Below are 25,273 nucleotides of genomic sequence, written 5' to 3' on the forward strand. Positions count from 1 at the left end.
ACGCAGCGCCTGAATCACTCGGGGCGCGGCAACTTGAACCATTGTTCCAGCTTGCCGAGGAGTCGCGCGTACTCGCCTGCCATCAGGGCGAAATTCGCGTCCATCTCCGCGGCAGCCGATTCAGGGCTGTCGCCCTGCTCGTCCAACACCACATCCGTGAACTTGATCTTACGCAGAATCAGGTCTTCACCGAGCACGAATGAGATGCGGTCGTCGAAGACCAGGCCGAGCTGAAACACCTGCTTACCCGTACGCAGATGCTCACGGATCTCATCGGTGTCGAGATCCTGTCGGCGGCACCGCGCGATGGCGCCGGAGGCGGTGGCCGGGTCGCGCAGTTCGCATTCGTCGCCGAGCGCCAGACCCGCCGGCAATTCTCCGGTAGCCACCCAGTGAGTCATGAGGATGCGCGGCGATTCCTCCGGCGCCAGCGGCACGGCCGGAAAGCTGCCCAGCGCCTCACGGATCTGGCTGAGCGTGTTCTCAGCCGACTTGCGACTGGATGTGTCCATGACCAGCCAGCCGTGCTTCTTGTCGGCATAAGCGGACATACGCGACGTACGCACGAAGGCGCGCGGCAGCAGCTCGTTCATGACGTCGTCTTTCATGCGCTTACGCTCGCGACCGCTGACCTTGCGGCCCTCTTCGTCGACGATCTTCTGCACGCGGTTGGCCAGTTCGTCGTTCACCACGGACGTCGGCAGGAGCTTGTCTTCGCCGGCGACGGTGACCATCGTGTTGCTGGCGACGGAATGGGTCAGTGCTTCTTCCTTGCGGCCGAGCGGGGAGATAAAGCCGCGCGTCGACATTTCCATCGGACCCACGGAACGAAGGCGATGCTCGGGCAGCACCTCGTCGAGGCGCTGGAGGTCGGCGGCGACCGGCTCGGAGAAACGGAACAGTGTCAGGTTGCGATAGAACATGGATCGGCGATTCTCTTGCGAATGAGGGACCGCGGCGGGCGCGAGGCGCCGCCGGCGTAGGAGCGCGGAATGACGGTCAGACGACCTGGGCGATCGCGGAAGCGACGCGGTCCAGATTGCCGTCGTTGAGCGCGGCGACGCAGATACGGCCGGTACCGACGGCGTAGATGCCGAACTCGGTGCGCAGGCGATCGACCTGCGCCGACGAAAGACCGGAATAGGAGAACATGCCGCGCTGTGCTTCGATGAAGCCGAAGTCGCCGTGCTTCGCCAGTCGCTCGACCAGACCACGACGCATGGCGCGGATGCGATCGCGCATCTCGCCCAGCTCGGTTTCCCACTGCGCGCGCAGCTCGGCGTGGTTGAGCACCGCCGAGACGACGGCGGCACCGTGGGTCGGGGGGTTGGAATAGTTGGTGCGGATGACGCGCTTGAGCTGCGACTGCACGCGAACGGCTTCGTCATGCGAACCGGTCACGATGGACAAGGCACCCACGCGTTCGCCGTACAGCGAGAACGACTTCGAAAACGAGCTCGCGACGAAGAACGGCAGGCCGGCATCGGCAAAGAGGCGCACCGCGATGGCGTCGGCTTCGATACCGTCGCCGAAGCCCTGATAGGCGATGTCGAGGAACGGCACGAGGTCGTGCTTGCGCACGGCCTCGATCACGCGCACCCAGTCCGCCTCGACGAGGTCCACACCGGTCGGGTTGTGGCAGCAGGCATGCAGGACGACGATCGCGCCCCTGGGCAGCTTCGCGAGGCCGCCGAGCATGGCGTCGACGTCGACACCGTGCGTCGCGGCGTCGTAATACGGGTAGTCGACGACCTCGAAGCCCGCTCCTTCGAACAGCGCGCGGTGGTTTTCCCAGCTGGGGTTGCTGATGGCCACGGGCACCGACGGGTTCAGGCGCTTGAGGAAGTCGGCGCCGACTTTCAGAGCGCCGGTGCCGCCCAAAGCCTGGGCCGTGACGACGCGGCGATCGGCAAGCAGCGGGGATGCGGCACCGAACAGAAGGTTCTGTACGGCGCTGTCGTAGAGGGCGATGCCGTCGATGGGCAGGTAACCGCGCGGCAGCTGCGCCTCGAGGCGGGCTTTTTCGGCCTCACGCACGGCGCGCAGGAGCGGCACATGGCCGTTGGCGTCGTAGTACACGCCAACGCCAAGGTTGACCTTGTCGGTGCGGGTGTCTGCGCCGAACGCTTCGTTGAGGCCGAGGATCGGATCGCGCGGTGCGAGTTCGACGGAAGAGAAGAGAGTCATGGTCGGCAGGCCTTGAAGCGGGTAGAGGAAATGATCAGTCGTTATCGTCACCGGCGTCGCCGCCGGTCAGCCAGGCATGTGCGTCGGCGCGCGCCGCGCCTTCGCGTGCGCCCAGCGCCGCGAAGTCGAACAGGCTACGGTCCGTCAGCTGTGAGGGCGCGATATTGCCCATCGCCCGGAAAATCGTTTCGCTGCGGCCGGGATGGGACTTCTCCCATTCCTGCAGCATGCGTTTGACCACCTTACGCTGCATGTTCTCCTGCGAACCGCACAGGTTGCAGGGAATGATGGGAAACGCGCGGGCCTCGGCGTAAGTCTCGATGTCATCCTCGCGGCAGTACGCAAGCGGGCGAATGACGACATGGCGACCGTCGTCCGAGAGCAGCTTCGGCGGCATGGCCTTGAGGCTGCCCTGGTAGAACATGTTCAGGAAGAACGTCCCCAGGATGTCGTCGCGATGGTGACCGAGAGCGATCTTGGTGATCCCGTTGTCCGACGCCCACTGGTACAGCGCTCCCCGCCGCATGCGCGAGCAGAGGCTGCACATGGTCTTCCCCTGCGGAATCACACGGGTGACGACGCTGTACGTGTCCTGCTCGATGACGTGGAACGGCACGCCCCGCCCTGTCAGGTACTCCGGCAGCACGTGCGCGGGAAAATCCGGCTGCTTCTGGTCGAGATTGACCGCGATCAGTTCGAACCGGACGGGTGCCTTCGCCTGCAGCGACAGCAGCATGTCCAGCATCGTGTAGGAGTCCTTGCCGCCGGAGAGGCAGACCATGATGCGGTCGCCGTCCTCGATCATGCCGAAGTCGGCGATCGCCTGGCCGACCTGGCGACGCAGGCGTTTGGCCAGCTTGCCGGCTTCGTAGCTCTGCTTGCGTGTGGCGTCGGGCGTGGCGGACATGCTCAGGCGGTATTCGGAGGGGACGGCCCCCTATTGTAGCCGCTGCGGGACCCCGCGCCCGGGGTTACAATCGTCGCTCCCCTCCTCGCCCGGCCCAACGCCATGCAGGTCCAGGATCCTCACGAGCTCCAGCAGCGCCTCGCCGAACTGAAGGTCGAGCATCGCGACCTCGACGCCGCCATCGACCATCTGGCCGCCGCCATCAGCCGCGACGAGCTCCAGCTGACCCGCCTGAAAAAGCGTAAGTTGCTGCTGAAGGACACCATTTCCCGTATCGAAAGCCGGCTCATCCCGGATCTGGACGCCTGAAGGACGCCGATGGACCCCGTTCGCCTGGAAAACCCCTACGTCAGCCTCGAGCCGCTGCAACTGGCCCACATCGAGCCGCTGGAGCGCGCGGCGGCGGACGGTGACCTCTGGAAGCTCTGGTTCACCTCGGTGCCCGCCCCGGGCCGGATGACCGACTACGTCGAAGCGGCGCTGCGCGGCCAGGAAGAGGGCCGGATGTCTCCCTGGGCGATCCGCGAGAATGCCTCCGGCGAGATCGTCGGCAGCACGCGCTACTACGACATCGTGAACGATCCGTCCCGGCTGGCCATCGGCTACACCTGGTACGCCCGGCGCTGGCAGCGCAGCCATGTGAACACGGCAAGCAAGCACCTTTTGCTGTCCAACGCCTTCCAGAACGTCGGCGCCGTGGCCGTCGAATTCCACACGGATGCCTACAACCAGGATTCCCAGCGAGCTATCGAGAAGCTGGGGGCCAGGCGTGAGGGCGTGCTTCGGGCCCATAAGCGTCGTCCCGACGGATCGCTGCGTGACACCGTCTGCTACAGCATCCTCGCCACCGAGTGGCCGGATGTGGACAAGTGGCTGCAGTTGCGGCTCGCGCGGCTGGCTCCGCCGCAGGCCTGAGGGACCGCGGCGCTCAGCGCGCCGCCACCGCCTCCGGGTGCGACGGCCGCACGATCAGCGTCGCCGTCATGCCCGCCGACAACACCACGCCCGCCGGCAGGTGGTCGCTGTCGATCCGCACCCGGACCGGCACGCGTTGCGCCAGGCGCACCCAGTTGAAGGTCGGATTCACATCGGCCAGCAGGTCGCTTCCGGTCGGGTTGTCGGCGTCGGTGATGCCGCGGGCGATGCTCTCCACGGTGCCTTTCAGGCGCGCACCACCGCTCATCAGGCGGATATCCACCGGATCGCCGATGCGCAGGCCCGGCAACTTGGTTTCTTCGAAGTAGCCGTAGATCCAGTAGGAATGGCTGTCGATCAGGGCGAGGCGGGCCGTGCCGGCACTGGCGTAGTCGCCGACGCGGACGTCGAGATTGGTGACGAAGCCATCCACCGGCGCGCGCACCTCCGTGCGGTCGAGATTGAGCTGCGCGGAAGCGAGTTCGACCTGAGCCTGCGCAACGGCGGCCAGTGACTGCTGCTGCGCCGCACTGGCCTGCTTCGTGCTGGCCTGCGCCTGCTGCCAGCCTGCCTTCGCGGCATTGGCGGCGGCCATGGCGTTAGCCTTGTCTTCCGCCGAGATCACGTTGTTGATCAGTTTCTGGCGGCGCTCGGACTGCGCCTCGTACATCTCGAAATTGGAGCGGCTCTGCAACGCGCCAGCCTGGGCCGCGTTGATGCTCGCCCCCGCGGCGCGCGCCGCCGCCTCGGCGGCATTGAGGTTGGCCTCGGCCTGCGCGACAGCGTTGAGGTAGCGCGCCTTGTCGACGACGAAGAGCAGGTCGCCCTTCTTCACCGTCTGGTTGTCGATGACCTTGACGTCCGTCACCAGTCCGGCGACGTCGGGAGCGATACGGACGATCTCCGCCCGCACGCGCCCGTCACGCGTCCATGGCGAATACATGTAGTGCTTCCACATGGCATGTCCGACGAAGGCGGCGATGACCACGACGACCGCGGTAACGGCGAAACGAATGATGCTGGCGAGTTTCATGAGGGTTCCACTCAGAACATGAACAGCGCGAAGGCGCCGAAGACACAGACGAAGACAGCGAGACGAAACAGCGGCGGGTGCCACACGAGCCGGTACAACCCCAGGCGACCCGCAATACCGTCCAGCAGCCACAACAGCAGCAGCGCCAGGACGAAGAAGACGAGCAGGCCGGGAACGAGCGCGTCGCCGAGTGCGATTTCACGAGGCATGAGCGATGTCCTTGGTGAGCGGGGCGTCTGGCATATAGGCGGCGAGGACGGATTCGCCATCGAGCAGCGCCATGCGGACGAGATGGAGGTGTTCGAGCAGATGAGCGACACCCTCATGCTCACCCACGCTGGCGATGGCGGTCGCGACGGCGTCGCGCGCCAGCAGGTAGCCGGCCGCATCGGGCTTCTCGTAGAAGCGCGCCAGCGTGCGCAAGGCGTCGTCGAGATAAGGACGAAGCGTCGGCGGCACATCCCCGCGCGCCATGTCGTGACGGAGTTCGATCAGCGCGCGCCCGGTCTCGTGGACCGCGAGGGCCCAGGCGATCAGGGACCGCGAGTCCGCACTGCCCGGCTGGGTCTGCGCGACGACCTGGCTGACCAGATCGTAGTTGACGCTTTCGAACCGATGGCGAAGGCCCGGCAGCGGCGCTTCGGCGGCAAGCGCGACCTGCCCGCGCAGACGGGCCAGCTGGCGCCGGCGCAGCCACGCGCTGCCGATGGCTGGCGGAATCACGACGAACGAGACGGCGGCGGCGCCAAGTCCCACGACCTGGGCGATGGCGTCATTGATGAAGTGAGCGGGATCGTAAACCTGCACGTTCTTCAGCGAGAGGATGTAGGCGAAGCCCATCGCCCAGCCGAGTCCATAGAACGCGAGACGCTGCGTCATCATCATGACCAGCCCGAGGGCCAGGAAAGGTGCGACGCACACGACGAGCAGCCCATACCCGTCGACCTGGGTCAGCAGGAGAAACTCGCAGATAAATCCGACCGCCATTCCCGACAGATAGCCGAGCATGACCTGCCAGGTCACGCGCGTCGGATTGGGAATCGTGGCGAAGAGGCCCGCGAAGACCGTCGCCAGCAGCATCGCGCTCGAGCCCAGCGGCCATGCGCTGTAGATCCAGAACGCACCGAGCACGAGCATCGTCAGCGTCGTGCGAAACGTGGCAAGGCCCGCACCGAGGAAGTCGTTGCCGCGATCGAAGCGCACGCGCTCGGCGGAGCCGGCGATCACCCGCGGCGTCTGCAGGGACGCCGCGGCGTCGACGTAACCGTGCAGCTCATCGACGAAGCGGGTCAGCAGCGAGGCGCCCGTGTCGAAGTCACGCACGTCCTGCGAGTCGGACAAGGACGCGCGCAGGCCCGGAACCGATGCGCGCATCGTGTCACGCGCCGACACCAGCCTGGGCAGCAGGACACGGGCGGCGGCGCCGGCCTCGATCGGCGCATCGAGTGCCTCACCGATGGGCGCGTAAAGCCGGATGAGCGTATCCGCGGCGAGATCGCGCTGCGCGCGCTTCAGCCGGTTGATCAGGTGATGCAGCGACTGGAAGCTGGTCGACGCGGCCATGAAGCGCTGGTTGAAAAGACGCAGGTGATTGCTGCGCGCACGCGCTTCGGCGTCCTCGAAAATCACCGAGCTGCGCAGGTCTTCGAGCGTCACGGCGGCGCGCACGAAGCGCAGGTGCGCTTTCTCCATGGTGTCACGCGCGATGCTTCCCCCCGTGCTGTCGCGGACGAAGCCGACGAAGCTCGCGAACTGCTCGCGGGCCGCGCGACGCAGGACGTCACGCATGCGACTCGGGAAAACGATGTCATTGACCAAGCCACTGACCATCAGGCCCAGCAGCACCTCGCTGATGCGAGCCCACGAAGAGTCGAAGACGCCGGGCGGATTGTCGATGACGGGAATGGCGACGATGGCCGCCGTGTAACCGCCCAGTACGAACGCGTACGACTTGAAGTTACGGTACAGCGTGGCACCGCCGGCGCAGACGCCGATCCACAGCGACAGCGCGAGAAGGAAGAGGTCGCGCTCCTGCGGGAAGGCGGCCACGATGGCGATCGCCGCCGTGGCACCGGCGAGGGTACCGATCGCACGATAGAAGCTCTTGGCCAGCACCATGCCCGACTGGCGGTTGGCGACGATGACCGTGGTCAGCATCGCTGTCGAAGGCGCCGGCAGGTCGAGTCGCATGGCGAGCCAGCCCGTCAGGAAAAAGGCGATCAGCGTCTTGACCACGAACAGCCAGACGTTGACCTCCTCGCGCAGCGTCTCGACGACGATCTGGCGGGTGTCGGGGGTGGCGTTTTGTAGTCCGGTGGCAGACATGGCGCGCCCTGGTTACTCCCCGAATCCAGCCAGCATCTTCTTCAGCAGGCCTTCCAGCAGCGCCTGTTCCGATGGCTGCAGATTACGGGTCTGCCGATGAAGCAGCGTGACGATATCCGGCAGGAAGCTCTCGATCAGTTCGAGGCCCTCGGGCGTCAGGGTCAGGGTGACCTTGCGGCGATCCTCGTCGCTGCCGGTCCGCACGATATAGCCCTTGTCGCAGAGCTGGGTCGTCAGCCGGGTGATGTTGGCCGACTTCTCCCCGGCGGCCTCTGCCAGCTGCGACGGGTTCATCGCGCTGTCCGGCGAACCGTAGAGCATCATCAGGATGTTGTATTCGGGATGGTTCAGCCCGAACGGCTTCGTCACGGCGTTGGCCTCGTCGTGCACTTCCTTGTAGATGTGCTTGATGAGGCGAACGAGCACGGCCGGCTCCCGCGGAAACGCCGGATACTTCGCGCGGGTGACGTCGAGGCGTGCTTCGGTGGGGGCGAAATCGCTCATGGGATGTCCCGTCTTCGGTTACCCCATAAGTATATAGTTCAGTTCTGTATTATCAATAGGTGTAATTTATCCGGAAGAAATTGCGGTGCAAGCGAGCAGGTTGTCGCCAGCCTTCAAACCCACCGCTTTACCCTTGAAGGCGCCAATTAGCCTTAAGACGCGCAGTGAACACCTTTTTGAGCTTTAACAGGGGCATTTCGCAGGCAGCTAGGCGCGCCTAGCCCAATACCGGTCACCTCGGATTTCGGAAGACACCGTCCGGCAGCGGTTCCGGTTGTTGAACGGCATCTGTGAGGAAGCGTCGGGACTGCTGGCCGACTCGCCCTGTCCGGCCAAGGTGTTCTCGGTCCTGCGCCAGATGAAGGCAGTTAGCCAAATCGAGCCAGCCGAGCTTATGCCGGGCAACCGGAATTGCACACTCCAGTTTGCCAACGCCATTTAAGCGGCGACCCCGACGCCCCTTGTTGCAGTGAGCCTAAGACGCCGACCGTCTCAGGCACGGCCGAATCCATGGCCCGGATGGAGCGGGAGGTCGCGGCCCTCTAGGTACAGACCTCTGCAGTGGAAGACTCGTGCGGGCCGGACGTCCTCCACCTGACAATTATCAAGGGACACTTGGCGAAGTGGCTGACGCAATTCGAACCGTTATTGACCATCCCAGCATAACTGCACCCCAGTGGAAAGTAGGAATATGTCGCTGTTCAACGGACCTAGAGCGGCCAGTCAGGGGTCTATCGTCAGTCTAAAAATTTACGATGAAGGACCATCCACTGCTACGCTTCATGGTGATATATCCAAATAACAGGCCTTCCCGCCGCCCGGCGCGTAAGGAAGACCTATAGGAGACGCCGGCTGGATGTTGCATCCAACCGGCACGTCCAATCTCCACGCTACGGCGTTCGGTCAATTCTCGCTGGTGTCGCCTAGTAGGTCCGCTAGCTTTCGGGTCTGCTTCGACGTGTACGTACTCGCGATATCGTTCAGATTCGTTCCCAACAAGAATCGATCCTCGTCCCAGCGCGCGTAGAGTGTGCCTTCGCCGGTATTCTCTGCACCATTGATCGGAAATTTGTACGTATCTAGGAACAGCTGCTCAAGGTATTTGGCGAGACGATTCCGGCACGGATAATAGGTCACAAACAGCGGACGATTCGGGGCGAAATCCTTGGTCGTGATGTGGTCCTTGATACGCGCATCTGCATACCCCTTTCCTACGTAAAGACACTCCATCAGGTACGTCTCGTGCGTACTACAGTGGTCAGCCTCCCTCCACAGGTGATAGATGCCCATGGCTTTGCCAACGCTCTTTGGAAGGTACGCGCTCAATCCGGGCAGCCCAAGCTTAGCATCCGACAGAATGTCATCGATATGGATGCGAGCGCAGTACTCGCTAATGTTGATGATTGCTTCAACCGCCACTGGATGCTTGAGTTCTTCGTTGCAGACGCTATCAAACCGGTGGTAGTCGGTGTCCGGGCATTGCACTGGGTAATCAACGCAATCGGCGATCGGCTTCATGGAACGGTCCATCAGGGGTGGGGTCGTGCGCCCGGCGCCATGCCGAAACACGGAGGATGCGCGGGAATTGACGATTCGATGACCATCCGATTGTCCTAGCCCGCGAGTCGTATGGTAGCCAGGCTCCCCGGGAAATCGTAGGCTTGGCGCCGCCGGTAGCGGTTGCCACCGGTACCTATTGGCAGCATCATCAAGGCACACGCACAGGGAAGTTTATGGAACTGAAAGATGCAGTGGCGCTTGCCGGCGTACTTGTCGGTTCCGCGCTCGCCACCGCGAAGCTGGTGGCTGATAAGGAGAGCAAAATCGCCGACGTCCGACGAGATTGGATCTCCGGTTTCCGCGATGCCCTGTGCGACTGCCTGGCATCGGCTCACGTCATTGCGGGTCGCATCAAGATTCGCCGAACGCATGCTACCAACGGATTGATTAGCGATACCGATCGCGAAGCACTCGAGAAGGAACTGACTGAACACTGGGCGACCTATCGGCACGCCTTCCAGATGACGCTGCTCCATCTGAATTTTTCGGAAAGCACGCTCGCCCTTTTGCCTATCTATGACATTCAGAATGGGCAACTACGTGCGCCTCAGTCAGATCGGAAGGCCTGGAAGCTCTTGACCAAACCGGCTTCAGCATCACCTTATTATCGCCGCCTGCATCGACTGCAATCGCCGGTCTCGATCTTTCGAGACAATCCGAAGGCAACGGCGGCGTCGGCTGAATTGGGCAGTACCTTGGTAGAACTTCGCGCCATCTTGCTTGGCGATTACGCAATGGTCGGCGAAGGCGCGACGTACGCACTAATCGAAGATTGCATTCATAAAGCCACTATGTTGGGTAATTTGGTTATTGAGCCCGAATGGGCACTCATCAAACGAGGTGAAACTGGGCACCGGGTAGCCATTGGGCTATCCGTAGTGATCATTGTCATCTGCGGTTTGATGCTGATTACCGCTTAGCGGTTCACAGTCGCGGCGCCGTGCGCGCTTTTGTGCATCTGTGCGCGAAGGAGCTCGTAGAACCGACGATGGTTTTGGTCATACGCAGCAGGCGCTGCCTCAGTCAGGTCGGCCGTCGCGGTCTCGGATTGCGCGTTGCTTTCGGCTTCGTCCGCGAGATCCCGATCCAACTTATCAAGGCTCGCCTGGCTAGTAAACAGCGCAGCCAAGTCCTCGTCATCGATATTGGCGTACTCAGGCAAGAGCTCAAGCGAGGAGTTCATGAACATCGAGCACAGCTTTTTCGGATGAGCCGCCATGTAGGCACTGGCGAACGACTGCAGTTTGTCCGGCGGAGCAGCTTTGACGTCCAGAAGATCGTTCTCAGCGACGTTAAGCGGATCATCCGGGAGAACATCCATCCAAATAGCTGGATACGGTGCTCCGCCCAAGACGCCCTTCAGCGCCATCATGTGGTCATAGCGGAAGATAACCGGCGCGACTTCGAAGCCGTCCTTCTTGTAGATCGGATCCTTTTTGAGGCGCATGCATTCGCCGGCAAGCATGTAGGCAAGCTCGAGCGAGATGGCGAGTCGCCGTGGTGAGGCCAGCGCCCCTAGACGAAAACCAGTATCAATCGACGGGCCGACATAGTCGAGCAGCTTTCCGTTCGGATCCTTGTAGAGGGCCTGAAGTTGCTTCTCGTTCCACCAGTTCAGGTAGTCGTCGTCCATGCCCTCGTCTGCGTCCGGGAGTGCCACGCGCAGCGCTACTTCCCTGTTGCGAAGCGGGAAATCCGCCAGCCACGCACAACATTTCACGTCCAACCCAGACTTGAGGAGGTGCTTGCGCACGTCCGATAGGGCAGCGATCCAAGCGTGCAGCGTCATCAAGGCTTGCGCGGGGTGGGTCAGGCGCTTGGAGAAGGTAACCTCATCGCCGATGGTCTTCCACAGCGTAGGAGCCTCGCCATAGAGGGCTTCCCGAGAACCAACGACGATGGAACGCTCGCGCACGCGCCACTGGCGCATGAAGGAGGCCTCAGCGATCTGATAGAACCTGAGCACCACATTGAACCAGACGCGGCCGTCAATACTGCCTTGCTTGAATGCCGTGGAGCCAACTATGTCGGCGCTAAGAAAAAGCCTCAGCTGCGGCTGAAGTGTCTGCCGCAAAGAGGCTAGTTTTTCCCGAGGCGATGGCGCAGCGCTCTCGTCAGACACGTGGAACCAGATTGAGAGACTGCGCGCGCACGCTGGCCGCTGACTGCGAGACCTTGAACTTGTCCGCAATAGCCAGAAGGTCGTGGTTGAACGTTTTCCAGGCCTCCCGGAAAGCGTTGCCAGGCATCAGGAACGCTGCGGCAAACCAGTTGGCCTCCCACTCCGCTTTATCGGATCCGAAGCGGTTAGCGCGCAGACGCTCGATCGGCCGACGGTTGATGTCGCGCTGATAGAAGAAATGAAGTGCGTAGTGACCCAGCTCGTGTGCGATCGTAAAACGGTCACGCAGCGGGCCACTATCTTGCGGCAACGAGATGACGAACGAACCGTCAGACTCCACGACGATAGCGCCGTAATTAGACTCATTCTCACTTAGATCTATAAAGCCGATCGTCCCGCCCAACCGAGCTACCAGCGGCTCCAGCGCTTCGCCGGCGCGATAACCCCACTGTTTGGCCAGCTCCTCGGCTACAGCGGAAACGTCGGCGCGCGACCAGCCCAAGGCGACGGGCGCCTCAGCATCAGCCGGTGGGACGGCAGCATTTGGGAGTGCACTCATTTGCGATCTCCTGCGGACTTATCGAACGTAGCTGTTCGGCCGAAAATTATATCAGCTGTCAGCACGCACTTTTACGCCATAGCTAAACGGATTCATAGCGCATTTTATGGCGCCGTATATAGGCCGTTTCGGCAGGTTAATGCCGTTTCTTGAGCCACTTACCGCATGAGGCGTGGCTACCGGTCCATTAAAAAGCATGCAATCCCATGATTGCAATACATTTCTTGCATTCCTCCATATGCAGCACCCATCGACAAGGCCGCCCTCACGCCCGGACGCGGAGGGCAACCAAGCCAGGAGGAGACTGGTCTCCACCCTCCCATCCTGGGGCATCCCTTGGGCGCCGCGACGGAACCAACTTACAAAGGTCCGCGATAGCCGCTGTCGTTGACACCATCGCCGATTCTGACGATGATCCGGCCATGAGATACCCTGGCGGCAAAGGCAAGTGCTATCAGCATCTGATCAATCTGATGCCCCGGCACCACACGTATATCGAGTCGCACCTGGGCGGCGGCGCTGTCCTTCGCCACAAGCTTCCCGCCAAGCGTAATATCGCGATCGAACTGGACGAAAGCGTAGTTGCCCGATGGAGAGCGGACGCCGAATCCAATGTGGAGCTCGTACAGGGCGATGCGTTGATCTATCTAAGTGGGTATTCATATACCGGCGGCGAGCTGGTGTACTGCGACCCTCCGTACATGCGGTCAACTCGCAGCGGCGGCTCGGTATACCGTCACGAATACGATGAGGACGATCATCGGCGGCTCCTGAGGGTCCTTGCCACCTTGCCCTGCATGGTGATGATCTCGGGGTATACCAACGGGCTTTACGAGAGCATGCTCGGTGACTGGAGGACCCATTCCTTCATGGCGAAGACCCATACAGGATTGCGGGAAGAGACCGTGTGGATGAATTTTCCTCCACCAACAGCGCTGCACGACTCGCGCTACTTGGGCGCTGATTTTCGCCAGCGACAGACTATTAAGCGGCGGGGACATGCGCTAAAGCGGCGCGTCGAAGGCCTGACGGATACCGAGCGAGCCGCTCTGATCCGATGGATGTCCGAGGCGTTTACGGAGGAGTTCCGGGAGGCGCTATGCAGCTAGCTTCGGTTGATCTGGGTATGCTCTCGGTAAATATTGAGCTTCCGGACGCTGACGCCGAGGTCATGGCGGGCGTCAGGTGGGGTGAAGTGTACGCCTTTCCCACGCCAGCGTACTGGGCGTATCAAGTGGTAGCACGCCGCCTCGAGTCCACACCCGTACGCTACAAGCTCGGAAGCACGTTACGCGAAGAACTGGGCGCGTGCCTGCTCGGAGGTCACGGCATCCCTGCAAAGGTTGGAATCGCCGCCTTCGAACATCTCCGCAGCCGAGGCGCGTTCGCCGACGCCACCCCAGACGAGTCGACGCTGGCTGAATGGTTGTCGGAATCCCTCCTAGTCGAAGGGCGTACCGTGCGGTATCGGTTCGCAAAGCAAAAGGCCGCTTATCTGGCGAAGAGCCTTAAGTGTCTCGACGAGGGCGGAGTTCCGACATCCACCGGCCGCGCGCTACGCAACTGGCTCCTAAAATGCCCGGGTGTCGGTCACAAGACAGCCTCGTGGGTCGCGCGCAATTGGCTTGATGCGGATGACATAGCAATCCTGGATATCCACATTCTGCGCGCCGGCATCTTCGCCGGGGTATTCTCACCCCATATGGCAGTCGAGCGCGACTACATCGACATGGAACGGTTGTTCCTCGATTTTAGCCAAGGCATGGGCGTGCGAGCCTCGGAACTGGACGCCGTAATCTGGTACGTCATGATGTCCGCGCCGCGCGCCGTTCAGTCGCTGGTGGACAGGTTGCCGTCCGACCTTCGAAGCGCAGGCGCCATGCCGTCAGGCTCGCGATCCCAAAAGCGCCGCGCCAACACCTCGCAACTTTCCTTCCTCGGATAACGACGAGACCCAAGGGTCGCCGGTAAGGCCTAAAAGACAGAAGCTCATATCCAATGCCTCTGCCGCAACCGCCATCACGCCCTGAAGCACACCCGCGTCTCGCAAAATTAGGCTGAATGCATCTTCGTACTTTGCGGCTGTTTTCCCGAATTCCGCCACAAAGAGAACGATCCATGCCGTGTCAGAAGGCACAACAGAACGACAACTCTCAATGAGGTCGTGAGGCCACGCCACATCGAGCAGCTGCAATGCGTGCCGTTTCCCGTTGTAACGACTCACGCGGGACTCGGCCGGGTCACACAAGAGAACATGCACGGGATGGATGGCACCCGCCGATGGCGCCCCACGCCGTTCGATCGCGAAGCCAAGGCTCGTTTCGGCACTCTCCTGACAGGCGCACGTAGACCACAAGAGAGCGGACAAGCTGCCCAGTGTAGGTGCATCAAAACATCGCGCGGAGCGCCGACCGGCAAACAGGCTCATGACCTGATCGTGGCCATCCGGCACTGGTAGCTTCAGCTCTTTTGCGTGCCGCCACGGGTGCTCGAGATACCGTTGGACCTCACCCCGCGGCCGCGGCGTACCCAGTGGCAGCCAGGTCGTATCCGAGCTCATGGTAGACCTCAAAGTATTTATTGCAGCCCCGACACTGGCCGCAGGCCACATTGGCCTTGTGGCAGCTATGCGCCCAAGCCAGTAAGGATGCCGGAATGCCACCAGCCCGGATCAGGTTGACCGTCGTGAGCTCGATCGCCGGCGCTGTCACGCGCAGCCCGCCCTCTTGGCAGGCCATCAACGCATCTAGATTTTCGAAGAACTCGATACGACCGTCGGCATGGGTACCGTCGCTTGCGACCGTTCCGATCATTAGCGTGTCTACACCCAGCGAGATCGCGCGCATGCCTGCCAAGGTTATGAGAAGCTGGTTGCGGTAGGGCCACCAATCGGTGCATGGCGCGTGCGCATCAGGCAAATCACCGGCCATGTCGCCCGACCCGAGGGCGCGGCAGTCCACCTGAATCGGTACGTGCGGTATGCTCAGCGACTCGCATATCGCCGCAGAGGCACGCAGCTCTGCTTGCGCCGCAAGCTGCCCATAATCAATCGTGAAAGCAACATCCGGCCGCTTCCACCACGCCAGCGCCGCGGAGTCCATACCGCCCGATAGAAGCAGCCCTGCAGTCATAGCGCCATGGCCTCCCAGACCGTTTTATAGATCGCTGTCGGAAAGTCTTTCACCATCTGGCAGTTCGATCCCTCGAGCATTTTTATGTCCTCGCCGACCTCGTTCTCGGCGTAGAAAATAACGGGCTTACCACGTGCCTTCGCGTATCCCACCTCGAAAATGGTTCCGGCATCCATGCCGTCCCCGATCGCAAGCACCAGGTCGCTCTCGTCGAGATAACGCAGATCCTCTGCGACAACCTCGTCTGCGGGCCCTGGACCGACCAAGTGATACGGAGACAAGACCTGAATATCCATCGATGCGAGCGAGCGACGCGCCTCCTCGATTACCCAAAGTTGCCCCATCGTAAAAAATGGGCCCGCCAGATAGACCTTGGCAAGGTACCTGGCATCATCGGATTTGCCTCGCTCACTTACCTTTACCGGCTCGGGCTTAAAGTTCGCAAGGTCTTCCGCCGTCGGCGGATATCGATTCTCCACGTAGAAGGCTGTAGCGCGCGAAGCACGGTCCGCAGCCGCCACTGGCGTAAGGCCTTCCTCTAGCCAGCCTTGCGCGAACACGGCAACGAAGACATCTCCCGATCCGACCTTGAAGACAGATGACGTCTGGTACGAGGAAACCATGTCCAACTCGCCGTTATGCAGGACAACGGCGCCGTAGGGTCCGCCCTTAAGGACGACCACCTCGGCAGCTTCTCGCTCGGCGATCGCCCGAGCGAGATCTTCGGCCGGCGCCAGTGGGTCCATATCCATAATCATCGCCGCCTCGTAGCGATTGAGGATGAGGGCCAAGTGATTTGCCCGCGACCCGCTGTGCATGAATCCTTGCGGCCCATCCACGTTCTGCGGGTCGTAGACGACGTAATCCGCATCTACTTCGGCATTGCCAGCGAGCATGCCAAAGATCACGGCCCTATCCGCTTTCACCTGTAAAGTCGGATGGCGGCCCGAGGCCGCCACAATGGAAGGCTGGCCCAAGCCATGGATATAGTTGAAGCGTGGGACGCGCTCTACCTCCTGGAATGAAATGCGGTAGCGCTGATCCCGGTTTCGATTTGCTATCGAAACCTTCGCATCCGCGTCCAGGTAAGTAGACAGCTCCACTTCGCTTCCGAGCTTGGTAATCGCCTCGGCAGCACGGCCGGCCGAACCAAAATACTCATCCCATTGTTCACGTACGACCACTTCGCGATAGACACCGCCGATCACCGTTATCATCGGACTGCCTCGACTTTAAGCCGCACCTGCCCGCCCACCGCATCGACTACGGTGGCCCTGTACCGCGTTCCTGCGTTGATGCATTCAATCAGTCGGACGATCCGGGCTGACGCGAGCCCTCCCGCTGTAACGCCGTGGTGTTTCACCACCACTAACGTCGTTATCGGGCCCGCCTCGAGCTCCACCTGGAGCACGTCTCCTTTACCCAACGTCTTAACAACTGTCGCGATTGGCGAACTGAGTTGCGTGTGGATGACTAGATCCTCACAAGCCACCGCAACATCAGGAAAGCCCCCGCCCCCGCCCCCGCCTGAACCAGACATCTTTCTCTCCTTGTGTCATTCCCGCCCAACTAGCCGGCGGCATATGCGCAAACCCTTATCGCCAAGAAGCGCCCCCAGCGCCAGGGCGGACCTTTTGCGAGTCGTTCCGAAGTTGCCGCAGCGCCTCATTAACCTTCCCTTGCGAGACCAAGCCGTCTGCAGTATCCCGCACCGTGCCGGTTACCGGTAGCTGCCGGTGCCACGACAGCGTGCGAGTCAGGCACCACGTACGATCCTGCATTTCGTCCAACACCTTGAGCACGTCGTTTGTTTACGCGTTCCAACTGAGCCGACCGGAGCGCCGGCAACGCGCCTCAAGCTCTTCTGTCGTCAACCCAAGCCATTCGCCTAGCTTAGCCACCAGAATTTTGCCCGTTCCGGGATCCGCAATGAACTCGAGGAACTCGGCAATACCGGCAAAATATTCGCTAATAAGTCGCATCCTCTATGGTGGAGTCGTACGGACTTTGAGAAGTGACAACAGTTCACGGACCCGCCCAGCAGGAACGTCAAGCTTTCGTGCAATCGCGATCTCGTCGCGGTCGGCAAGGACGGCACCAGCGCTGTAGTCGAAGTCGCCCTCGTAGAGACATTCGCCGAAGGCCGGCACGCCAAGCCTGCCCCGATCGCGGTCACGGCGCTGAGCGGGTCGGTCGGCCCAGTGCATGGCCCAGGCGACAGCCGCGAGGCCGGCGAGCATGCCGTCGAAGCGGGCGGTGACCTCGACGACAGCCAGTTCGGGTGGAAGCCCGGACCGTGTCCAGTCTTTCAATGGCGTGTAGTCAGGCGATGGCAAGAAGATGCAGGTCGTCTCCCTGGCCCGATCGGCAAACCAGAAGCGGCGGCCGTGGCCGAGGTTGCGTAGGTCGGTTACCCAGAGGCTGGCAAGAGACGCTTCGGTCGAACGGATCTGCAGGTCATCCGCGCCGAGCAAGGTCCAAGGGTCGGCCACCACGCTGAGGTGCTCGCGGAGCGCCGAGGCCGGAATCGCACCGGCAGCCTTTCGCGACCATGCAAGGATCGCGTCTGCCGGAAGCTCGACGTCGGCATCGCGCATGGACCTTGGTCAGAGCGCACAACATCGCCCATGCGCCATTGGTCGACAGAAACCTATCGGCGCCCGCCGACGTGCCGAGACTACAACTCAGACAGCCCGCCTCGTCGATTCGTCGGGCCAACGGCGTGCCGTCCCTGCCGACTATGCCGAAAACGTGCAGGGGCGCCACGGCAATGGCCCAGGCGGCGGCCGTCAGAATGTCCGGATGCGACCCGCCTTGAGAGACCAGCCAGATGGCGGCGTCCCGAGGTACCGTGAGGCTCAGCGCTTCCAAGGGCGCAATGACTGTGGCGGCATGGCCGAAGACCGCTAGATGCAGTCGTGCCATCCAGCGGGCTGCGACCTGCGCTCCACCGGAGGCCACGATGACCAGCGGAACGGCGCTGGAAGCATTGATGGCCCGGTTCAGTTGGTCCCACCGAACGCCGCTCCCTGCCGAGGTGACGGTCAGCGGCGAGCTCTTCCTGATACATGCGTCCCACGGACCTACTCCTAAGTACCGGCATGCGCGCCACATCGATCGCGCCTTCCTTGATGAGGACGGTCCGCCGCCGCGGTGCCAAGCTGTTTTGTGATCGCTTGTGACGCTCGGTGCGACTAGCCCGATGCCGCCCACGCAATGTTTATCGGTCGACTATAATGTGATCGAATTCACGAAATCAAACGTTGATTGTGCGCCGGCACCCCCTACAAGAGCCGGGTGTTTAATCGCATCGACATCACGCTTTTATCGACGCACCCGCCCGATTGCGATCGCCGCCAATGCGTTCCATGCAACGTCCGCTCGCTCACCCCGGGCATCGGTTCTGGCAATGGGTCGACCTAGCCTAGGGACTCAATATAAGCGAGTTCGGTGGTCAAGTTTTACGCTGACCTGCCGCTAAGTGCTCATCCTAATGGAGTCATATGCATGGAAATGAGCTGCGGGCTGTGTCACTCGCCTTTGTCATATCGCGCGCAAGTCTGCGCCTCGTGTCGTGGGACCGTGGCTTACGGTGTCAGTGGGCCCGAAGTGAGGATATGCGGCTCCCTTGGTCTAGTGGCGGGCCTGGTTTTTCTCCACCAAGGCAGTCCTTTTCTGGGCCTGCAGCTAGGCTTCGACGGTTACCTTATGAGCGCGGTGCTGGGTGCGGTCGCCGGCGGGTGCCTGATCACGTATCTGCGCCGCAACGCGGTGCGCTGCTTCCGGAACCCGGAGGATGTCCGCTAACCTCTGCCTGCTGGGACGTCCTGTTGGCCGCTGCGATGAGCACGCTGACGGTTTCAGCAGAGATGCGATGGTTGGGCAACAAGGAAGCAAGCACGCTTGATCAAGAGACGCTCGAATCGTGGAAGAAAGATCGCGACTGGCCGCATCACTGCCAGCCGACAGCATTCCACATGGCTGTGACGGAGGCCTTGGAGACGACCCGTACCGCCTACCAGCTCGGCGATGCGGAGCCGGTCATCACGGGCACCTTCCTTACGCGCGTGAAAAAAGTATCCAGCCGCTGACTTAGAAGCACGGCAGTCATTTCGCCGGTCCTCATCTGGAGGCACTCGTTTTTCCTCCCAAGGAAACTCAAAGCAGGACGTCATCGCTGCTGATTAGCCCTTACTCCCTAGGTTCATCCAATAGCGGAACACGTCGGCCGCCGAACAGATGAGCGCGCCGCGCACGGCTTAAATACAGCGACGTCGATACACCTGGCCACGGCAGTCCGACGGCTACCGAGCCTGGCGCCGCCCTAATGGGTCCGCACGCTCGGATCCCGGCAAATGTCACGGTGCTAGTAGGTGCCCTTAGCCCGGCCATAACGCCGAGATCGCCCCTTACCCCAGCAATTCCCGGCAGTCGCCTTCGTTCGTCACAACGATTAGTCCTGTTTTCATCAGGTTACGTTCGTGGTCAAGTTGAGGTTATCCGACACAGGTGGCGGACTCGCTGCGGCGCGCTGCTGGCATGGGCAAAGATGGAGCGGTTTAGAAGCCTCCGACGCAGAAGGTTGCATCGGTCGGCAACGAACGTCTACGCGCTCAACGCAACGCCTCGGCGAGCCGCAACAACAGCGCCGCGACCGCCTTCGGATCTTCCGGTATCGACGCATCGCGCAGACGTCTTTCCGCGTCGGCCACGATGCCCGACGCGGCGTCCAGTGCATCGATTCCCGCGGCGGTGAGCTCGGTTTTCTGCACCCGTCCGTGGTCGGGATCGGCCGTGCGCACGATGAGGTCCGCGCGCTCCAGCGCGACCAGGATGCCTTGCATCGTCTGTGGCGTCACAAAGGCGCGCCGTGCGAGCGTCGCGTTCGACGCACCCGCTTCGTTCTTCAGATAGGTGAGCACGGCGTATTGCGGCGTCGTCAGTCCGATCTCCCGCAGACCGGCGTCCATCCTCGTTCGCAGCGCCTGCTGGGCCATTTTCAAGGCGTAGCCGATGGTCGCGTAGGGATCGCCCATCTTGGGTCGCGATTTACGGCTGGTCATATCAGGGCCCTTACATTAGTATCAGCACACTGATATCTTAGCCCAACTCACGCACAGGAGAGATTGTCATGCCCCATCTGATCGGCCCCGACTTCGTCGGCATTCAAACCCATGATCTCGATGCGGCACGGGCTTTCTACACCGATGTCGTGGGGCTGAAGGTCGCAGCCCAAAGCCCTCCCGGCGCCGTGGTCTTCGATACCCGACCCATTCCGTTCGCCGTGCGCACGCCTGTCGCCGAGCTCAGCCGAAACGACAACCTCGGTGAGGGCATCGCTCTCTGGTTCGGATGCGACGATGCCGATGCGCTGCACGATCATCTCGTCGGGCACGGGACGCCCATTGTGTTCGCACCGAAAGATGGCCCTTTCGGCCGCTACTTCGCCTTTGTCGATCCGTTCGGTTACACGATCACGGCGCATACCGTCGCGCACTCCGGCAGCTGAGCAAGAGCAATGCCCTCATCCCGCCCGCGTCGCCACCACAGGCGGGACCGCCGCCGCGCGCAGGGCGGGCCCCAGCACGGCCAACTGCCCGAGAATCCACAGCGTCGCGCCACCGACCGCCAGATACCACGGCGGCAACAAGGGCACTTCGTAGAAGTGCATGAGCGTGAGGCTGGCAGCGTAAGCCAGCAGCACGCCTGCGCCGATGCCCATGCTGACGATGAAGAAATTCTCCAGCTGGAAGTACTGGACGATGTCGCGACGGGACGCGCCGATCGCCCGGCGAATGCCGATCTGCTTACGCCGCCGCTGCACCCAGAAGCTCGCCAGGCCGACGATGCCCAGCGCCGTCACCAGCAACAGGGTCACGATGATGCCGACGAGGAGACTCATCATCGCCCTGTCGTTGGCGAAGTGGGCGGCGCGCAACGCCGGCAGAGAGTCGCTGTTTTCACGGATCAGCACGGCATCCGGCGCCAATGCGGTCACCGCCTCGCGCGCCTTGTGCATCACGGCGGGTAGATCGCCCGGCTTCGCGCGAATCACGTAAGTGCCGGCCAGCGTGGGCCCGGCAAGCGACGGCGCGAACACCGACCAGTCCGTTTCCTCCGGCCCCATGGAACCGGGCCTGGCGATGGAGAGGTGTTCCATGACGCCGATGACACGGAAGTGGTTCTTGTCGACGAAGATCTCCTTGCCCAGGGGACTTACCCCAGGCCACATGTGATCGGCGGCGGCGCGTGTAATCAGCACATTCGCCTGGGAGGGAAAGAAGTCGCCCACCGGGCGGTAGTCCTCGGCGCCGGGCGCGCGCCCTTCGACGATGCGAATGCCCAGTGCCTCCAGCGTGCCGGGCGTGCCCAGATAAACGTCGACGACGCCACCCTCGCGCTGTCCCGCGGCGTCCAGCGTTACGCCTACGGTTCCCGCGCCGTGACTGAAGGGCACCGTGTTCACCACGTTGACCGCCGTCACCCCGGGGATGGCACGAAGCCCGGCCACCATCCGCGCGTTGAGGTCATTGGCGCGTCCCGGTTCGAAACCCGACAGATACAACGTGCCGAGCGAAGCCTCGTCGATACCGGTCACCAGCTGCATGGCTTGCCAGCGTGCCGCGATCAGCGAGCACGCATTGCACATGACGGCGCAGGCAAGCGCGATCTGCAGCACGATGAGCGTGGTGGCGAGGCGGTGATGCCGGAGTGCGGCGAAGATGGGGTGCGTCCGCATGGCGATCGTCCTTACAGCGTCTTCAGGTGCAGCGCGGGGGCGACCCGACCGGCACGGATGGCGGGTAGCGCGCCCGCCAGCAGGCTGGTCGTCACGGCGAGAACGAACGTCGTCATGAACATCGATGCATCGAGTCGGACCATATCCGCATAAGGCACAGGTTGCTGGCGCACGAGCCACAGGCCGGCCAGGGTGAACAACCAGCCGAGCAGACCGCCGGCGATGCCGATGACGCCGGTCTCGACGAGGCACTGCATGACGACCGCCCCGCGCGTCGCCCCCAGCGCCCGACGCACACTGAAGTCCGCGCCACGGCGAAGGAACTTCGCGAGCAACAGGCCGACGGTGTTGCACAGGCAGATGGCGAGGAAGGCGAACGCAAGCCATACCTGCAAGCGCACGTCACCGGGTACGACACGATTGCTCGTCATCCATTCCATCAGCGATGGCACGGCCGTCAGGTCGTGACGGAAGCGACCTTGCGCCTTCTGTTGCGCGGCGTAGTCGGCCACGAAGCGGCGATACGCCGCGACTTTCGCATCGTCCTGCAGCCGCACCCACAACCTCACCCAAAGACACGGCGCATCCTGCAGATGGCCCGGAGACGGAGGAAGTTGCCAGCACGTGAACTGGACGAAATTGCCGTCGTTGATTTCGAGGCCGGACTGGAAGGGCGTCATCACGTCCTCGACCTTCCCGTAAAAGTCGGCCGTGTCGCCATGCGCCATACGGCCGCCATAGACGTCGTAAAAGAGCGGTGACGGACGCCAGGGTTTCAGCACACCCACGATGCGAACGTCGCTGTCGCGCAGGCGGATGATCTTGCCGATACTGTTTTCACCTCGGAAGAGCCTGTGGTTCAGATCGGACGAGATCACGGCGACCCGAGCGTGCTTCTCGTCATCCTCCGCCGTCCAGGCGCCGCCATATTCGAAGGGCGCCGCGAACATGGTGAAGAAGTCCGCATGAGTCGACAGCATGCTCAGCAGGAGTGGCGGCGATGTCGACGCCGGGACATGGACCTTGATCGTGCTCCCGACCAGAAGTGCCTGCTGATCCGCGCGCTTCGCCTTCCACAGATCCATCGCGGAGCGGTAGTCCATCACTTCGCTGGGATGCGTGGGCGTCGCATCCTGAGGATAGGGCGTGACCTGCACGTAATGGAGATGCTCGCTTCGACCCGGAAGCGGATCCCCTGAGAGCAGATGCATCACGGTCAGCGTGGTCATGCTCGTGCCGATACCGACCGCGATGGCCAGCACCATCAGGCCCGTCAGTACGGGATTGCGCCTGAGGCTGCGCACGGCCAGTTCCACGTAATAGCCAAACATCCCGGTCGGTCCCCTGCCCTTGTTCGCATACCCGGAAGAGCAAGAGACGGGCCAAACCCACAAAAGGACGCTAACTCGCGCTGGCTCAGCGAGTTACGGCACCGCGTGACACGCCGGCCCGGTGTCCGCGGACAGTGTCCGTGTCCGCGACCGTGTCCGCCACCGTGTCCGACCGGGCTGACGGTCACGTGCCCTATCCGTGCCGGTGCTTTCCCCGATGGGATCGGCCGCGCGCTGGCGATCAGCCTGCCCTGACCGTCAGCAGGTCCTCGATGCCCGCGCGCCAGAACAACTCGCGACGCATGCGGTCCGCGACGCCACTGACGATTTCCGCACCGTCCTGCGACGGATCGACATGCACCCGGAACGGCCGCTTGCCGAAGGGCAGCCCGACCACCTCGACGATCTTCGTTGCCACCTCACCCGCGTCGGCGTCGGCCGGTTCGAGCGCAGCCAACCCCTTCAGGATCGTGTCCGGCATCCCCTTGTACGGACCATCCATGTAGGCGGCCGCCCGCGGCTCATCGGAGGGCTTGCCCGCATGGGCGAAGTGGTTGGTACCTCTGGTGAAGGCGCCAGGCACCATGATCGAAGTCTCGATACCGAAGCGGGTCAGCTCGCCGGCATAGCTGACGGCGAGCGAGTCCATGGCGGCTTTCGCGGCGAAGTACGGAGCGAGAAACGGCGGCGTGCCACCGCGCGTGCTGCTCGATGAGACCCAGAGCAGCAGGCCCCTGCCCTGCGCACGCATCACCGGTAACGCGGCGCGGTTCACCCTTTGCGTGCCGAGGACATTGACGTCGTAGAGCTGGGCGTACTGCTCCGCCGTAAAGGCTTCAGCGGGACCGAACACCATATGACCCGCGTTGTGCACGAGGACGTCCAGAAGGCCATCGCGATCCACGATGGTTTTCACGGCCGCCTCTGCGGATGCCTCGGAGGTGACATCGAGCTCGACGACGCGAAGATCGACCTGCCGTTCAGCCGCTTCTTTCAGGACCGCTTCGGCGTTGGCGGCATTGCGACCCGCGACATCGCGCATGCTGGCATAGACCGTGTGTCCCGCCGCCGCGAGTGCGCGCGCCGTCAGCAGGCCGAACCCGCTGGATGCCCCGGTAATGAGGATGATCTGCTTCATGTCAGACCACCCCGCCGTTGGCGCGCAGCACCTGACCGTTGATCCAGCCGCCGTCCGGCCCCGCGAGGAATGCCACGGCAGCGGCGATGTCGTCCGGCGTGCCCAGGCGCTCCAGCGGTGACAGCTTGGCCAGTCGGTCGACCAGCTCGGGCGACTTGCCGTCGAGGAACAGGTCGGTGCCGGTCGGGCCGGGGGCGATCGCATTCACCGTGATATGGCGGCCACGCAGTTCGCGCGCCAGCACCATCGTGGTGGCTTCGATGGCCGCCTTGGTCGCGGCGTAGGCGGCATAGCCCGGCTGCAACAGGGCAACCACGCTGGAAGAGAAATTGACGATGCGGCCGCCTTCGCGAAGGCGCGTCGCCGCTTCGCGCATGGTGTTGTAGCTGCCTTTGACGTTGATCGCGAAGAGGCGATCGAAGTCCTCGTCCTTCAACTCGGCCACCGGGGCCAGCGCCATCACGCCCGCGTTGTTCACCAGGACATCCACGCCGCCGTAAACCTCCTCGGCCTTGTCGAACAGGCGACGCACATCCGCGGCGTTCGCGACATCCGCCTGCGCACTGATCGCCTGGCCACCGGCCGTTTCGATCTCCCGGACGACCGCCTCGGCCGCCTGCGCGCTACCCGAATAGTTCACGAGGACGGTAAAGCCGTCGCTGGCGAGCCGTTTGGCAACCGCGGCACCGATGCCGCGCGAGGCACCCGTCACGATGGCGATCCTGCTGTTTTTCACGTTCATATCGGTTCTCCGGTACCGGCGCGATTGCCGGGCGAGACCATGATGGGCGTTGGCTGCCCGCGGATAATCCACCTATATTG

General features: G+C 62.6%; 27 protein-coding genes. 8 read left to right on the forward strand and 19 right to left on the reverse strand.

Annotated features, from left to right (window positions below):
* Positions 1 to 14 precede the first annotated feature (14 nt).
* From FA85_RS08540 to ttcA, 3 genes are all read right to left on the reverse strand, one after another.
* Positions 15 to 923 (reverse strand): recombination-associated protein RdgC, encoded by a 909-nt coding sequence (locus FA85_RS08540; protein WP_036109671.1) that lies wholly within the window; start codon positions 921 to 923, stop codon positions 15 to 17.
* A 76-nt stretch (positions 924 to 999) separates the two neighbouring features.
* Entirely contained in the window at positions 1,000 to 2,187 is a 1,188-nt protein-coding gene (locus FA85_RS08545) for an amino acid aminotransferase (RefSeq protein WP_036109668.1), read from the reverse strand.
* A gap of 34 nt (positions 2,188 to 2,221) precedes the next feature.
* Positions 2,222 to 3,094, reverse strand: coding sequence for a tRNA 2-thiocytidine(32) synthetase TtcA (gene ttcA / locus FA85_RS08550; RefSeq protein WP_036109665.1), 873 nt, complete (start codon positions 3,092 to 3,094; stop codon positions 2,222 to 2,224).
* 102 nt (positions 3,095 to 3,196) lie between these two features.
* Between ttcA and FA85_RS08555 the strand changes: the two genes are divergently transcribed.
* Positions 3,197 to 3,403, forward strand: coding sequence for a YdcH family protein (locus FA85_RS08555; protein ID WP_036109662.1), 207 nt, complete (start codon positions 3,197 to 3,199; stop codon positions 3,401 to 3,403).
* A 9-nt stretch (positions 3,404 to 3,412) separates the two neighbouring features.
* Entirely contained in the window at positions 3,413 to 4,009 is a 597-nt protein-coding gene (locus FA85_RS08560; protein WP_036109659.1) for a GNAT family N-acetyltransferase, read from the forward strand.
* A 13-nt stretch (positions 4,010 to 4,022) separates the two neighbouring features.
* On the opposite strand, the gene FA85_RS08565 is transcribed toward FA85_RS08560, so the two are convergent.
* Genes FA85_RS08565 through FA85_RS08580 form a run of 4 tightly spaced genes read right to left on the reverse strand, consistent with a single transcriptional unit; the run spans position 4,023 to position 7,871 of the window.
* On the reverse strand, positions 4,023 to 5,042 hold the full coding sequence (locus FA85_RS08565; protein WP_036109656.1) for an HlyD family secretion protein: 1,020 nt from the start codon (positions 5,040 to 5,042) through the stop codon (positions 4,023 to 4,025).
* 11 nt (positions 5,043 to 5,053) lie between these two features.
* The gene (locus FA85_RS08570; RefSeq protein WP_036109654.1) at positions 5,054 to 5,251 is read right to left on the reverse strand and encodes a DUF1656 domain-containing protein; all 198 of its coding nucleotides are present in this window, start codon (positions 5,249 to 5,251) and stop codon (positions 5,054 to 5,056) included.
* Complete coding sequence (locus FA85_RS08575) at positions 5,241 to 7,367, reverse strand: FUSC family protein (protein ID WP_036109652.1); 2,127 nt, start codon at positions 7,365 to 7,367, stop codon at positions 5,241 to 5,243. Before FA85_RS08575 ends, FA85_RS08570 begins: the two co-directional genes overlap by 11 nt.
* A 12-nt stretch (positions 7,368 to 7,379) precedes the next feature.
* Complete coding sequence (locus FA85_RS08580; protein ID WP_036109649.1) at positions 7,380 to 7,871, reverse strand: MarR family winged helix-turn-helix transcriptional regulator; 492 nt, start codon at positions 7,869 to 7,871, stop codon at positions 7,380 to 7,382.
* Positions 7,872 to 8,112: 241 nt separating this feature from the next.
* On the opposite strand from FA85_RS08580, the gene FA85_RS22705 reads away from it, so the two are divergent.
* Positions 8,113 to 8,313 (forward strand): plasmid partitioning protein RepB C-terminal domain-containing protein, encoded by a 201-nt coding sequence (locus tag FA85_RS22705; protein ID WP_081907322.1) that lies wholly within the window; start codon positions 8,113 to 8,115, stop codon positions 8,311 to 8,313.
* A gap of 461 nt (positions 8,314 to 8,774) precedes the next feature.
* On the opposite strand, the gene FA85_RS20855 is transcribed toward FA85_RS22705, so the two are convergent.
* Positions 8,775 to 9,389 carry a hypothetical protein gene (locus FA85_RS20855; RefSeq protein WP_051943220.1) on the reverse strand — a complete coding sequence of 205 codons (615 nt, stop codon included), beginning with the start codon at positions 9,387 to 9,389 and terminating at the stop codon, positions 8,775 to 8,777.
* Positions 9,390 to 9,604: 215 nt separating this feature from the next.
* Here FA85_RS20855 and FA85_RS08595 point away from each other — a divergent pair, with 215 nt between their 5' ends.
* A complete protein-coding gene (locus FA85_RS08595) occupies positions 9,605 to 10,351 on the forward strand; it encodes a hypothetical protein (protein WP_036109647.1) in 747 nt (248 codons plus the stop codon).
* Here the strand turns inward: FA85_RS08595 and FA85_RS08600 are convergent.
* On the reverse strand, positions 10,348 to 11,553 hold the full coding sequence (locus tag FA85_RS08600; protein ID WP_156108672.1) for a hypothetical protein: 1,206 nt from the start codon (positions 11,551 to 11,553) through the stop codon (positions 10,348 to 10,350). The genes FA85_RS08595 and FA85_RS08600 overlap by 4 nt on opposite strands.
* Positions 11,546 to 12,112 (reverse strand): ImmA/IrrE family metallo-endopeptidase, encoded by a 567-nt coding sequence (locus tag FA85_RS08605; protein WP_036109642.1) that lies wholly within the window; start codon positions 12,110 to 12,112, stop codon positions 11,546 to 11,548. The genes FA85_RS08600 and FA85_RS08605 overlap by 8 nt, the downstream gene beginning before the upstream one ends.
* Before the next feature lie 422 nt (positions 12,113 to 12,534).
* On the opposite strand from FA85_RS08605, the gene FA85_RS08610 reads away from it, so the two are divergent.
* Positions 12,535 to 13,221 (forward strand): DNA adenine methylase, encoded by a 687-nt coding sequence (locus FA85_RS08610; RefSeq protein WP_036109640.1) that lies wholly within the window; start codon positions 12,535 to 12,537, stop codon positions 13,219 to 13,221.
* Positions 13,212 to 14,057, forward strand: a complete 846-nt coding sequence (locus tag FA85_RS08615; protein WP_036109636.1) for an 8-oxoguanine DNA glycosylase — start codon at positions 13,212 to 13,214, stop codon at positions 14,055 to 14,057. Before FA85_RS08610 ends, FA85_RS08615 begins: the two co-directional genes overlap by 10 nt.
* Here FA85_RS08615 and FA85_RS22710 read toward each other — a convergent pair.
* The 4 genes from FA85_RS22710 to FA85_RS08635 all read right to left on the reverse strand — a co-directional run bounded on the left by FA85_RS22710 (position 13,998) and on the right by FA85_RS08635 (position 17,840).
* Positions 13,998 to 14,723, reverse strand: coding sequence for a nitroreductase family protein (locus FA85_RS22710; RefSeq protein ID WP_428977041.1), 726 nt, complete (start codon positions 14,721 to 14,723; stop codon positions 13,998 to 14,000). The two genes, FA85_RS08615 and FA85_RS22710, sit on opposite strands and share 60 nt — an antisense overlap.
* Positions 14,620 to 15,243 (reverse strand): 7-cyano-7-deazaguanine synthase, encoded by a 624-nt coding sequence (locus FA85_RS08620; RefSeq protein ID WP_036109633.1) that lies wholly within the window; start codon positions 15,241 to 15,243, stop codon positions 14,620 to 14,622. Before FA85_RS08620 ends, FA85_RS22710 begins: the two co-directional genes overlap by 104 nt.
* On the reverse strand, positions 15,240 to 16,460 hold the full coding sequence (locus FA85_RS08625; RefSeq protein WP_036109627.1) for a PfkB family carbohydrate kinase: 1,221 nt from the start codon (positions 16,458 to 16,460) through the stop codon (positions 15,240 to 15,242). Before FA85_RS08625 ends, FA85_RS08620 begins: the two co-directional genes overlap by 4 nt.
* A 768-nt stretch (positions 16,461 to 17,228) precedes the next feature.
* The gene (locus FA85_RS08635) at positions 17,229 to 17,840 is read right to left on the reverse strand and encodes a hypothetical protein (protein WP_036109622.1); all 612 of its coding nucleotides are present in this window, start codon (positions 17,838 to 17,840) and stop codon (positions 17,229 to 17,231) included.
* A gap of 1,245 nt (positions 17,841 to 19,085) precedes the next feature.
* Here FA85_RS08635 and FA85_RS08645 point away from each other — a divergent pair.
* The gene (locus FA85_RS08645; protein WP_156108671.1) at positions 19,086 to 19,334 is read left to right on the forward strand and encodes a hypothetical protein; all 249 of its coding nucleotides are present in this window, start codon (positions 19,086 to 19,088) and stop codon (positions 19,332 to 19,334) included.
* Between the two features lie 522 nt (positions 19,335 to 19,856).
* Here the strand turns inward: FA85_RS08645 and FA85_RS08650 are convergent.
* Complete coding sequence (locus FA85_RS08650) at positions 19,857 to 20,306, reverse strand: MarR family winged helix-turn-helix transcriptional regulator (RefSeq protein ID WP_239739749.1); 450 nt, start codon at positions 20,304 to 20,306, stop codon at positions 19,857 to 19,859.
* A 68-nt stretch (positions 20,307 to 20,374) separates the two neighbouring features.
* Between FA85_RS08650 and FA85_RS08655 the strand changes: the two genes are divergently transcribed.
* The gene (locus FA85_RS08655) at positions 20,375 to 20,752 is read left to right on the forward strand and encodes a VOC family protein (protein ID WP_036109611.1); all 378 of its coding nucleotides are present in this window, start codon (positions 20,375 to 20,377) and stop codon (positions 20,750 to 20,752) included.
* 15 nt (positions 20,753 to 20,767) lie between these two features.
* On the opposite strand, the gene FA85_RS08660 is transcribed toward FA85_RS08655, so the two are convergent.
* From FA85_RS08660 to FA85_RS08675, 4 genes are all read right to left on the reverse strand, one after another.
* The gene (locus tag FA85_RS08660) at positions 20,768 to 21,982 is read right to left on the reverse strand and encodes an ABC transporter permease (RefSeq protein WP_036109608.1); all 1,215 of its coding nucleotides are present in this window, start codon (positions 21,980 to 21,982) and stop codon (positions 20,768 to 20,770) included.
* Positions 21,983 to 21,993: 11 nt separating this feature from the next.
* Complete coding sequence (locus FA85_RS08665; protein WP_036109605.1) at positions 21,994 to 23,313, reverse strand: ABC transporter permease; 1,320 nt, start codon at positions 23,311 to 23,313, stop codon at positions 21,994 to 21,996.
* A 241-nt stretch (positions 23,314 to 23,554) separates the two neighbouring features.
* Positions 23,555 to 24,451 (reverse strand): SDR family oxidoreductase, encoded by an 897-nt coding sequence (locus FA85_RS08670; RefSeq protein WP_036109602.1) that lies wholly within the window; start codon positions 24,449 to 24,451, stop codon positions 23,555 to 23,557.
* Between the two features lies 1 nt (position 24,452).
* Positions 24,453 to 25,193 carry an SDR family oxidoreductase gene (locus tag FA85_RS08675; RefSeq protein ID WP_036109600.1) on the reverse strand — a complete coding sequence of 247 codons (741 nt, stop codon included), beginning with the start codon at positions 25,191 to 25,193 and terminating at the stop codon, positions 24,453 to 24,455.
* Positions 25,194 to 25,273: the final 80 nt, after the last annotated feature.

This window comes from Luteibacter mycovicinus (assembly GCF_000745235.1).
Lineage (GTDB): Bacteria > Pseudomonadota > Gammaproteobacteria > Xanthomonadales > Rhodanobacteraceae > Luteibacter > Luteibacter mycovicinus.

What these genes read in the sequence shown, in the direction of transcription:
- FA85_RS08540 (WP_036109671.1), bottom strand. Translation starts at nt 923, where the DNA reads ATGTTCTATCGCAACCTGACACTGTTCCGTTTCTCCGAGCCGGTCGCC.
- FA85_RS08545 (WP_036109668.1), bottom strand. Translation starts at nt 2,187, where the DNA reads ATGACTCTCTTCTCTTCCGTCGAACTCGCACCGCGCGATCCGATCCTC.
- ttcA (WP_036109665.1), bottom strand. Translation starts at nt 3,094, where the DNA reads ATGTCCGCCACGCCCGACGCCACACGCAAGCAGAGCTACGAAGCCGGC.
- FA85_RS08555 (WP_036109662.1), top strand. Translation starts at nt 3,197, where the DNA reads ATGCAGGTCCAGGATCCTCACGAGCTCCAGCAGCGCCTCGCCGAACTG.
- FA85_RS08560 (WP_036109659.1), top strand. Translation starts at nt 3,413, where the DNA reads ATGGACCCCGTTCGCCTGGAAAACCCCTACGTCAGCCTCGAGCCGCTG.
- FA85_RS08565 (WP_036109656.1), bottom strand. Translation starts at nt 5,042, where the DNA reads ATGAAACTCGCCAGCATCATTCGTTTCGCCGTTACCGCGGTCGTCGTG.
- FA85_RS08570 (WP_036109654.1), bottom strand. Translation starts at nt 5,251, where the DNA reads ATGCCTCGTGAAATCGCACTCGGCGACGCGCTCGTTCCCGGCCTGCTC.
- FA85_RS08575 (WP_036109652.1), bottom strand. Translation starts at nt 7,367, where the DNA reads ATGTCTGCCACCGGACTACAAAACGCCACCCCCGACACCCGCCAGATC.
- FA85_RS08580 (WP_036109649.1), bottom strand. Translation starts at nt 7,871, where the DNA reads ATGAGCGATTTCGCCCCCACCGAAGCACGCCTCGACGTCACCCGCGCG.
- FA85_RS20855 (WP_051943220.1), bottom strand. Translation starts at nt 9,389, where the DNA reads ATGAAGCCGATCGCCGATTGCGTTGATTACCCAGTGCAATGCCCGGAC.
- FA85_RS08595 (WP_036109647.1), top strand. Translation starts at nt 9,605, where the DNA reads ATGGAACTGAAAGATGCAGTGGCGCTTGCCGGCGTACTTGTCGGTTCC.
- FA85_RS08605 (WP_036109642.1), bottom strand. Translation starts at nt 12,112, where the DNA reads ATGAGTGCACTCCCAAATGCTGCCGTCCCACCGGCTGATGCTGAGGCG.
- FA85_RS08610 (WP_036109640.1), top strand. Translation starts at nt 12,535, where the DNA reads ATGAGATACCCTGGCGGCAAAGGCAAGTGCTATCAGCATCTGATCAAT.
- FA85_RS08615 (WP_036109636.1), top strand. Translation starts at nt 13,212, where the DNA reads ATGCAGCTAGCTTCGGTTGATCTGGGTATGCTCTCGGTAAATATTGAG.
- FA85_RS22710 (WP_428977041.1), bottom strand. Translation starts at nt 14,723, where the DNA reads ATGTGGCCTGCGGCCAGTGTCGGGGCTGCAATAAATACTTTGAGGTCT.
- FA85_RS08620 (WP_036109633.1), bottom strand. Translation starts at nt 15,243, where the DNA reads ATGACTGCAGGGCTGCTTCTATCGGGCGGTATGGACTCCGCGGCGCTG.
- FA85_RS08625 (WP_036109627.1), bottom strand. Translation starts at nt 16,460, where the DNA reads ATGATAACGGTGATCGGCGGTGTCTATCGCGAAGTGGTCGTACGTGAA.
- FA85_RS08635 (WP_036109622.1), bottom strand. Translation starts at nt 17,840, where the DNA reads ATGCGCGATGCCGACGTCGAGCTTCCGGCAGACGCGATCCTTGCATGG.
- FA85_RS08645 (WP_156108671.1), top strand. Translation starts at nt 19,086, where the DNA reads ATGAGCACGCTGACGGTTTCAGCAGAGATGCGATGGTTGGGCAACAAG.
- FA85_RS08650 (WP_239739749.1), bottom strand. Translation starts at nt 20,306, where the DNA reads ATGACCAGCCGTAAATCGCGACCCAAGATGGGCGATCCCTACGCGACC.
- FA85_RS08655 (WP_036109611.1), top strand. Translation starts at nt 20,375, where the DNA reads ATGCCCCATCTGATCGGCCCCGACTTCGTCGGCATTCAAACCCATGAT.
- FA85_RS08660 (WP_036109608.1), bottom strand. Translation starts at nt 21,982, where the DNA reads ATGCGGACGCACCCCATCTTCGCCGCACTCCGGCATCACCGCCTCGCC.
- FA85_RS08665 (WP_036109605.1), bottom strand. Translation starts at nt 23,313, where the DNA reads ATGTTTGGCTATTACGTGGAACTGGCCGTGCGCAGCCTCAGGCGCAAT.
- FA85_RS08670 (WP_036109602.1), bottom strand. Translation starts at nt 24,451, where the DNA reads ATGAAGCAGATCATCCTCATTACCGGGGCATCCAGCGGGTTCGGCCTG.
- FA85_RS08675 (WP_036109600.1), bottom strand. Translation starts at nt 25,193, where the DNA reads ATGAACGTGAAAAACAGCAGGATCGCCATCGTGACGGGTGCCTCGCGC.